Genomic DNA, 9,227 nt, shown 5'->3' on the forward strand with positions numbered 1-9,227 from the left:
TTGGAGCCCCCACCGAAGCAGGAGTGTTCACCGGTCCGCCGGCCCCTGTTCCCCCGCCCGTTCTCAGCCGTAACCGGAGAAGCGTGAGCCATCTCGATGACTGACACTCAGGTGGCCGAGCTGTGCCGTCTGACGGTACGAGCTCCTGCCAAGAGCATCGATCTCGCCGTGCCCGCCGACGTCCCCGTGGCGGACCTGCTGCCCGCCGTGCTCGGCTACGCGGGCGACAACCTCGAAGAAGCCGGTATCGACCACGGCGGCTGGGTGCTCCAGCGGCTCGGCGGCGAACCGCTGGACGAGGAACTCACCCTCGACTCCTACGGTCTGCGCGACGGCGACACTCTCTACCTCCGGCCACGCGACGAGGCCCTTCCCGAGGTGCACCTCGACGATCTGGTCGACGGCATCGCCACCACGATGCGCGACCACCCCTTCGGCTGGACCCCCAAGGTGAGCCGCTGGGTGCTGCTTGGCATCGTTGTCGCGGTGCTCATCGGCGGTTTCCTGGTGATCGCCTGGCCCGGCGGATCCTCGCTGTCCCGGTCCGTCTTCGGGACGGCGGCCGGCCTCCTCCTGCTCGCAGGCGCCGGCGCGGCGAGCCGGGCGGTCGGGGACGCCGGTGCCGGAGCCGCGCTCGGCTTCATGGTCGGGCCCTATCTGGCGCTCGCCGGCTGGCTGCTGCCCGGCGGGGAGCTCAGCGGGCCGCACGCCTACGAGACGCTGGGGGCGCGACTGCTCGCGGCCAGTGCGGCGATGGCCGGCGGGGCGGTGCTCGCGCTCGCCGTCGTGGCCGCGTTCGCCGCGCTCTTCCTGAGTGTCGCCGTCGTCTCGCTGTTCGCCGCGACCGCCGCCGTCCTGCTCCTCACGACGGACCTGGCGCCGGTGCACGCCGCCGGGATCCTCGCCGTGCTTGCGGTGGTCCTGGGGGCGTTCGTCCCCTCGCTGGCCTTCCGGATGTCCGGGATGCGGATGCCTCCCCTGCCGACCAACGCGCAGCAGTTGCAGGAGGGCATCGAGCCACACGCCGCCTCCGCTGTCTCGGCCCGCGCCGTTCTCGCCGACGGCTGGATGACGTCGCTCTACGGAGCGGTGGGCCTGGTCGGCGTCGCGTGCGTGGTCGTCCTGGCATGGGAGCGCGAACTGGCCGAGATCATCATGACGGTGGCGTTGTGCCTGCTGCTCGTCCTGCACGCCCGTGGCCTCGGCAACATCTGGCAGCGCATGTCCCTGGTGGTCCCAGGGGTGCTCGGGCTGCTCCTGCTGGTGCTGGTCGCCGCCCCCGCCGCGGCCCCGGGGAGCCGCCTGGTCACGGCCGCGGGCTTGCTCGCGGCGGCCGCCGCGGTCGCCATCGCCGCCTGGACCGTACCCGGGCGCCGGCTCGTTCCGTACTGGGGCCGCGCGGGCGAACTGCTCCACTCGGCCCTGGCGATCGCCGTGCTCCCGCTCGCCCTGTGGGTGCTCGGCGTGTACGGCGCCCTGCGGTCCATCAACGGCTGACCGGAAGGGAGACCCACTGCCGTGCAGTCCAAACGCGACCAGGTCCAGGCTCACATGTTCGTCATGGGCCGGCTGACCTCCGGCATGCTCCGCGCCGACCCCGACGCCCCGGAGAGCCCGCAGGGGCGGACCAACCGGGGCGTGGTGATCGGCATCGTCATCGCCGTCCTGCTGTCGGCCGGCTCCTTCGTCCTGGGTCTCCTCAAGCCCGGAACCAAGGACTCCTGGAGGGCCGCCGGGACCCTCGTCGTGAACAAGGACACGGGGTCCCGCTACCTCTACATCGAGGGGCGGCTGCGCCCGGTGCGCAACTACGCGTCGGCGCGGCTCCTCGCGGGCGCCGACATGAAAGCGGTGACGGTCGGTTCCAAGTCCCTGAGAGGTACGCCGCACGGGGCGCCCATCGGCATCAGCGGCGCCCCGGACGCCCTGCCGGGGAGCGCGGACCTCGACACGGGCCCTTGGCAGGTCTGTTCGGGCAGCGGGACCGGAAGGACCGGCACCACCGTCGCGGTGGGCCTCCCGGCGGACGCCACCGGGCTGCCCACCGACCAGACCATGCTGGTCAAGGGGCCGGACAAGGCCGATTACCTGGTCTGGCGCGGCAGCAAGCTGCTGCTCGACGATGACACCCGCGCCCGCGAGGCCCTCGGCTACGGCTCCACACCCCAGCTGCCCGTCTCCGCCGCCTTCCTGAACGCTCTGCCCTCGGGGCCCGATCTGCGACCGCCGAACGTACTCGGCAAGGGCAGGAAGGGCCCCTCGCTGGGCGGTGAGGAGTCCCGGATCGGCCAGGTCTTCCGGGTCACCGTGCCGGGCTCCGCCGACCGCTACTACCTGCTGCGCCAGCAGGGCCTGACGCCGCTCACGGCTACCGGGGCCGCGCTGGTGCTCGGCGACCCGGAGACCCGCGAGAAGGTGTACGGGGGAGGCGCGGCGAACGTCGTGACGCTGGGTGCGGATGCGCTGAGCGGCCGGCTGGCCCCTGGTGCGGAAACCGGCGCGGAGGAGGCGGATTTGCCCTCGGAGCCTCCGGTGGCGGTCGCCCTCGGCGAGGACCGCACCGTATGCATCCGGGTCCAGCCGAGCGAGCGCGGACCGCGCATCAGCGTGGCGCTGACCGGGACGGGCACCCTGGGCCCCGCCGCACAGGCGCCGCCCGAGGGACTCACCCCGGCCTGCATGCCGGTCGGCACGATCAGCGTGCGGCCGGGCGGCGGATCCCTGGTGCGCGCGCTCGGAGCGAGCGGGAGCACGGTCGGCACCACGGTCTACCTGGTGACGGACACCGGGATGAAGTACCGGGTCGGCACGGCCGACGGACTCGCCGCCCTCGGCTACAGCGAGGGCCAGGCACGAGGCCTGCCCGCGCCGCTGCTGGCCATGCTGCCGACCGGGCCGGACCTCACCAAGGAGGCCGCGGCCGCGGGGCGGAACACGAACACGACACCCCGCTGTACGCGGACATGAGCACCCGGCGAGGGCTCGTACCGGAGGAGGTGAATTTCTTGTGGCGCGGCTGATAAACGCGTGTGTCGTGACAACGGGAGGCGGGGACCCGCCGTCCTCCTCCCCGAAGGGATCCGGTAATTCCCCGTGCCCGAACGGGCATTGCCCGTTCGGGCACGGGGAATTACCGGATCCCTTCGGAAGATGATTCCGCAAGGGGCCTACCTCAGATTCAGATCAAATCTCCTTCACGAATCACCCCAAAAGCGGGGCCGGGGCCGAGGAGATGACGCAGGGCATTGAATCCTCAACGTCCCCTTCCTTAGGCTCCGTTCATCCAGACCATTCGGATGCCGGTCTTCCGGCGGCGTCCGGCCAGGCACCGCGTCACGCGGGAACCGGAACCCGGCGGCGCGACACATCAGGAGGCGCAGCAACATGGCAGGTACGGGCGCACAGCAGTCACTGGCGTCAGCCACCCAGAACGGTGTCACCGCACTGGAGATGGCTTTCACCGGCGTGCAGAGCAGCCGCCAGGACGTGGAGAACATGAAGCACAACCTCGCCTCCGGTTACGCCGGTAGCGACGGTGGCGCGTTCCAGAAGCTGCTCGACCGGTGGGACCAGCAGGCGGAGATCATCTCCGGCAACCTCCGCGACATGATCACGACGCTGGAGGAGACCATGCGCGCGCAGGGCATCCAGCAGAACAACTCGAACGACTCGATCCAGCAGGCGTTCAACCGCTCCGAGGAGATCTTCAACGCGCTCGCCGGCTCCACCGCGGGCCGCTGACCTCTCCTCCGGTAACCGGGAGCCCCGACGGGCGACCGGGCCCCGCACCACTGTCCCTGACGCACCTGCCGCGAGACGAGGAAGACCATGACCCCCCCGCTTGACTTCACCGACGGCCAGATCTACGTCGACTACGGCCACATGGAGAACGCCGCCGACGACATGGTCCAGCAGACCAAGGCGATCGACAGCATCCTCACCAACCTGGAAGCCGAACTCCAGGAGCTCCAGCGCAGCTGGGAAGGTGAGGACAAGGCGGTGTACGCCGAGAAGCAGGCCTCCTGGAACAACGCGGTCGAGGAGATGAAGCGCATCCTCGCCGAGCACTCGGCGCTGCTGACCGACGTCTCGGGCAGCTACAAGTACAGCGAGAACTCCCTGAAGTCGCTCTGGGAGAGCGTGCGCATCGGCGGCTGACCCGGGGCGGCACGCCCCTGGTCCCTCCCGGGCGGCCGGGCGCGTGTGTACCTCGCGCGCCCGGCCGCCCGCCGAAGTCGGGGTGGCGCACCGTCCGCCGCGGCCCCAACGGGCCGCAGGCGGACGGCGCACCGGCCCCGTGAGCCCATGGACATCCCGGAAGACTGGAGACGTGCGACATGGCGGAAGCACCCGCACTGAATCTCAACAAGGCGTGGTTGCAGAGCTTCCTCGACAACGACCTCGTCCCGTTCCTCGCCGAGGTCAAGAAGATGCGGGAGGACGGCACGACGACCGATGGGAAGACCGTGCCCGGGATCCCCACGCTGCAGGGCGGTGAGGACGGGTCCGCGACCGCGGCCGGATTCCACGACGGGCAGGCGAAGCCGCTCGCGATCGGGACGATGGCGGGCGACGACAAGGGCCGCACCAACGGCGGCTACCTGGTCAAAAGCCTGAACGGGCTGATCGACCAGCTCGACGACATCCTCAAGCTCCAGGTCGAACTCTTCGAGCAGATCGAGGAGGACCTGGAGGACACCATCGAGGAGCTCTTCAAGACCCAGGACGGCAACCTGGAGAAGATCGACGGCAAGGACATGATCGACTTCTTCGAGGGCGTGGACGAGGTGCTCTCCGAATCCGCCGGTGGCGGCGCGAACAACGACGAGGACGAGGACTGACCTTCGTCGCCGTCGGCCGGCCCGGCCGGCACCCCTCCACACGGCCGCGGACCGGCGGACCGTACCCCCGCCCGTCCTCCTGTCTCCCCTGACGTAAAGGCATCCCGGCATGGCGCTCGACTCCAGCAAGGTCCCCGACGATCTCGGCGGTTCCAACGACCAGTGGGCCGAGGCCGTCGGCTTCTTCACGGGCTACAAGGCGCCGGACCGTAACACCCTGTTCGACACGCTCGTCGGCAACGAGGGCATCCCCCTGATGAAGGTGGAGATCTCCGACGTGGGCTACGTCGACTACGTCGACACCGAGGACATGAACTGGCTCTACGAGAACGCCGGTTCCGACATCAAGAACACCGACTTCGTCATCCCCTTCTACCACTCCAAGGGTGGCGCGGGCTCCGACGTGTCGATGTACAAGGCGCGCATCACCCTGCTCGGCAGCAAGGGGGACGGCCGGATACCGAGCCAGGGGTACCAGGAGGGCGGGCAGTTCTCCAGCTCCATGGACGGTCACCTGGGGATGGACGGCAAGCCGACCTGGGACACCACCTTCACCTCGCGCTACGCCTACGGCACCGGGCTCGCGCTGGAGGAGCTGCTCAACAACCCGTCGCAGGGCACCTACGGGTTCAGCTGGAACACCCTTCCCGTGGACGACCCCGATTCCGTGACCCTCGACAACTTCGACACGGTGGCCGGGGCCTTCGACCGGGTCGCCGCGTTCTTCTCGTCCCAGCAGAAGATCGTGGAGGAGTGGCAGAGCCGGCTCGGCACGGAGAAGGACAAGGCGTGGCGGGGCAAGGCCGCCGGCGTCTTCTGGGACCTCATCAACAAGATCAACGAGCAGTACACGGACTACGCCGACGACATGAAGCCCGGCGGGGGCGGCACCGTCGGGTCCAAGCAGGGCGACGAGATCCGGCAGGCGAGGAAGGACTTCCGGGAAGCGGTCTCGGATCTCCACAGCGTCTGGGCGAAGTGGCAGTGGCAGTACGGCAACCCGCTCGTGGTGCTGCACACCCTGCTCTCCGCGATCATGGAGTACGTCTGGGACAACAACATCACGAAGATCACGTACGAGATCGAGACCCACGGGTCGTACGGCGGCGGTTACACCACCACGACGAACTACATCTCGGAAGATCACTTCAGCAACCAGGCGGCGATCGAGGAGATCACGGGCACGGGCGACATGGCGCTGACCGTCGCCGCCGAGGACTTCGGTGAGCTCAAGGAGCTCAGCACCTGGGTGGAGGTCGGCAACAAGGCCCTCCTCATGTGGAAGCAGACCGTTGAGGACAACCTCGACAAGGCGGCGGTCGCGGCCATGACGAAGGTGCGCGACAGCTGGAGCAACAGCCAGTTCGAGCTGGGAACGGTGAAGTCGCGGGGGACCAGCGGCACGCTGGAGTCCGACTACAAGGAGGAGAAGGCCGAACTCGCCGAGGAGAAGGCGGCGGCCGACGCCGCCGCGGCCAAGGCCGCCGCCGAGGAAGCCGCGCGGAAGCAGGAAGAGTTCATCCAGTGGCAGAAGGACCAGGCCGCCAAGGCGGAGGCGGAGCGGAAGAAGGAGAAGGAGGAGGCGGAGCGCAAGGAGGCCGAGGCCAAGGCTGAGGCGGAGCGCAAGGAGGCCGAGGCCAAGGCGGAAGCCGAGCGCAAGGAGAAGGAGGCCAAGGCGGAGGCCGAGGCCAAGGAGAAGGAGGCCGAGGCCAAGGCAGCCGCCAAGGAGGCCGAGCAGGAGGCGAAGCAGGAGGCCAAGGAGAAGGAGGCCGAAGCCAAGGCGGCGGAGCAGGAGGCCAAGGCGGAGGCGAAGGAGGCCGAGGCCAAGGCCGAGCAGGAGGCCAAGGAGAAGGAGGCGGAGCAGAAGCAGGCCGAGCAGGAGGCCAAGCAGGAACAGCTCCGGGCCGAGCAGGAGGCCAAGCAGGAACAGGTCCGCAAGGAGCAGGAGGCCAAGCAGGCCGAGGCCCAGGCTCGTGCGGAGAACATGCAGATGATGCAGATGAACCAGGCGAAGACCCAGCAGGAGGAGGCGAAGAAGGAGCAGGAGGCCAAGGAGGCCCAGGCCAGGGCCGAGCAGGAGGCCAAGGAGGCCGAGGCCAAGGCCGAGCAGGAGGCCAAGGAGAAGGAGGCCGAGCAGAAGCAGGCGGAACAGGAGGCCAAACAGGAGGCGAAGGAGGCCGAGGCCAAGGCCGAGCAGGAGGCCAAGGAGAAGGAGGCGGAGCAGAAGCAGGCCGAGGCCGAGCAGAAGCAGGACCGCATCCGCACCGAGCAGGAAGAGCGCCAGGAGCAGCAGCAGGCCGAGCAGGAGCAGAAGCAGGCCGAGGCCGAGGCGAAGGCGGAGCAGAAGCAGGCGGAGCAGGAGGCCGAGCAGGAGGCGAAGGAGGCCGAGGCCAAGGCCGAGCAGGAGGCCATGCGGAAGGAGGCGGAGCAGAAGCAGGCCGAGGCCGAGCAGAAGCAGGACCGCATCCGCGAGGAGCAGGAAGCCAAGCAGGACCGGCTCCGCGAGGAGCAGGAAGCCAAGCAGGACGAGGTCCGGTCCGAGCAGGAGGCCAGGCAGAGGGAGGCCGAGGCCAAGCAGGACGAGGTCCGGTCCGAGCAGGAGGCCAGGCAGAAGGAAGCCGAGGCCAAGCAGGAAGAAGTCCGGCAGGAGCAGGAGCGCAGGCAGGCTGAGGCGGAGTCCAAGCTCGACAGCTCCCGGCGGGACCTCTTCGGCAACGGCGACATCCCCGACCTGTCGTCCACCACCATCAGCGGCCCCGTCAACGACGGCCCGCTCGAACTCCCCGGCGGCGGTGAGTCGCGGCTCGACACGGACGGCCGCGTGACCACCGAATACCCCGACGGCTCCAAGGTCACGATCGACCCGGACACCCACTCCTCGACCATCACCCGGCCCGACGGCTCCGTCATCTCCGGTCCGCTCAACACCGGGGACCTCCTGTCCAACCCCGGCGGCAGCGTCACGCACCTGGACCCCGGCGGCAACGTGGTCACGGAGTTCCCGGACGGCTCCACCCAGACGATCAACCCGGACACCGGAACCACCACCCTCACCCGGCCCGACGGCTCGACCGTCTCCGGCTACCTGGACGAGTCCGGCCCGTCCCGCTTCGAATCCGGCCAGCTCAACAACGGCTCCCTCAATAGCCCCGGTTCCTTCGGCGACGGCCTCTCCGGCCACACGCCCCCCTCGTACGACCCGATCTCCTACGAGGAGGAGCTGTTCGACGACCAGCCCTACGAGTCGCCCCTGGCGGGCACCGGGGCCTCCGACGGGTCGAGCACCCCGATCCACAACCGCCCGCTCCTGAACAGCGGGCCGTTCCCCGGCCCCAGCAGCTACGGCGGGGGCGAAGGCGGGGGCAGCGGCGCACCGATGGGCGGTGCCCCGATGGGCGGCGGAATGGGCGGTGGCATGGGCGGTGGCATGGGCGGTGGCATGGGTGGCGGCGGAGGCCAGTCGGACTCCGGTGAACGTGTCCGCAACGTCATCGACGGATCGGTCTCCAGGAACCGTCGTGCGCGGCCCGGCGCCGCCGCACCCGGCTCGGGCGGGCGGTACGCCGACGACGAGGTGCGGGTGGCCACCGGCGGCCCGACCGCCGGCAGTTCCCCCTTCCTCCCGCCGATGGCCGGCGGCGCCCCGGGAGGGGGCGGCGCGCCGGGCCAGACCGCGACCCAGAGCGGTGAACGCACCCGCGACTCCTGGGTGCCGGAGGACGAGGACGTCTGGGGCACCGACGAAGGCGGCGCACCGGCGGTGATCGGACGCTAGGGAGCCCGCCGGTCACGGCCGGGACCCGCGCGGAGACGGTGGGAGCCGGTTCCGTCCGCCCCGGACACCGCACGGGCGAGGGGGAGTTCGAAACACGTACACGCGTACGACAGAATGATATACGCGCAGGTGGAAGGGCGACTGTTGAGCGACTCGATGGAGAACAAGCTGGCCGAGGCCATGGCCGAACTCTCGGCTGTGCAGGAGGCCGTGGCACGCGCCGAGGGCGAACTCGGCCAGTCCTCGGCGACGGCCCGGTCACGGGACCGCGCCGTGGAGGTGACGGTCGGCCCGCAGGGCGAGCTGACGGGGCTGAAGTTCCCGGACAACCGGCACCGGTCCATGACGGGCCCTCAGCTCGCCGCCTCGATCATGGAGGCGGTGCAGGAGGGCCGGTCGGAGATGGCCCGCAAGGTGATGGACGTCTTCGAGCCGCTGACCCGGACCACAGGCCGGGCCACGGGCATCAGAGGCATCGACATCGACTGGGACCGGGCCTTCGGCTCGTCCCTGGAGGACCCGCACGGCGGCGGGAGGCGTTCGTCGGCCCGCCTGCACGACGAGATCCACGAGGACTGACGTACGGACCACCGGACGAGAGGGAGGCACCC

The 9,227-nt window shown here is 69.9% G+C and carries 7 protein-coding genes; all 7 read left to right on the plus strand.

Features of this window, described 5'->3' with window-relative positions; all coding sequences use genetic code 11:
* The first annotated feature begins 96 nt into the window (after positions 1–96).
* The 7 genes from eccD (at position 97) to N7925_RS26140 (ending at position 9,195) form a co-directional block, all read left to right on the plus strand.
* Positions 97–1,497 (plus strand): type VII secretion integral membrane protein EccD, encoded by a 1,401-nt coding sequence (gene eccD / locus N7925_RS26110; RefSeq protein ID WP_265601855.1) that lies wholly within the window; start codon positions 97–99, stop codon positions 1,495–1,497.
* 21 nt (positions 1,498–1,518) lie between these two features.
* Positions 1,519–2,967: a type VII secretion protein EccB gene (gene eccB / locus N7925_RS26115; RefSeq protein ID WP_265601856.1), complete on the plus strand. Its 1,449-nt coding sequence runs from the start codon at positions 1,519–1,521 to the stop codon at positions 2,965–2,967.
* Between the two features lie 417 nt (positions 2,968–3,384).
* The gene (locus N7925_RS26120) at positions 3,385–3,741 is read left to right on the plus strand and encodes a hypothetical protein (protein WP_265601857.1); all 357 of its coding nucleotides are present in this window, start codon (positions 3,385–3,387) and stop codon (positions 3,739–3,741) included.
* 87 nt (positions 3,742–3,828) lie between these two features.
* Positions 3,829–4,158 carry a WXG100 family type VII secretion target gene (locus N7925_RS26125; protein WP_265601858.1) on the plus strand — a complete coding sequence of 110 codons (330 nt, stop codon included), beginning with the start codon at positions 3,829–3,831 and terminating at the stop codon, positions 4,156–4,158.
* 179 nt (positions 4,159–4,337) lie between these two features.
* The gene (locus N7925_RS26130; protein WP_265601859.1) at positions 4,338–4,841 is read left to right on the plus strand and encodes a type VII secretion system-associated protein; all 504 of its coding nucleotides are present in this window, start codon (positions 4,338–4,340) and stop codon (positions 4,839–4,841) included.
* Positions 4,842–4,950: 109 nt separating this feature from the next.
* Complete coding sequence (locus N7925_RS26135) at positions 4,951–8,616, plus strand: AAWKG family protein (protein ID WP_274345332.1); 3,666 nt, start codon at positions 4,951–4,953, stop codon at positions 8,614–8,616.
* A 144-nt stretch (positions 8,617–8,760) separates the two neighbouring features.
* On the plus strand, positions 8,761–9,195 hold the full coding sequence (locus N7925_RS26140) for a YbaB/EbfC family nucleoid-associated protein (RefSeq protein ID WP_265601861.1): 435 nt from the start codon (positions 8,761–8,763) through the stop codon (positions 9,193–9,195).
* Positions 9,196–9,227: the final 32 nt, after the last annotated feature.

Source organism: Streptomyces sp. CA-278952 (assembly GCF_028747205.1).
Classification (GTDB): Bacteria; Actinomycetota; Actinomycetes; order Streptomycetales; family Streptomycetaceae; genus Streptomyces.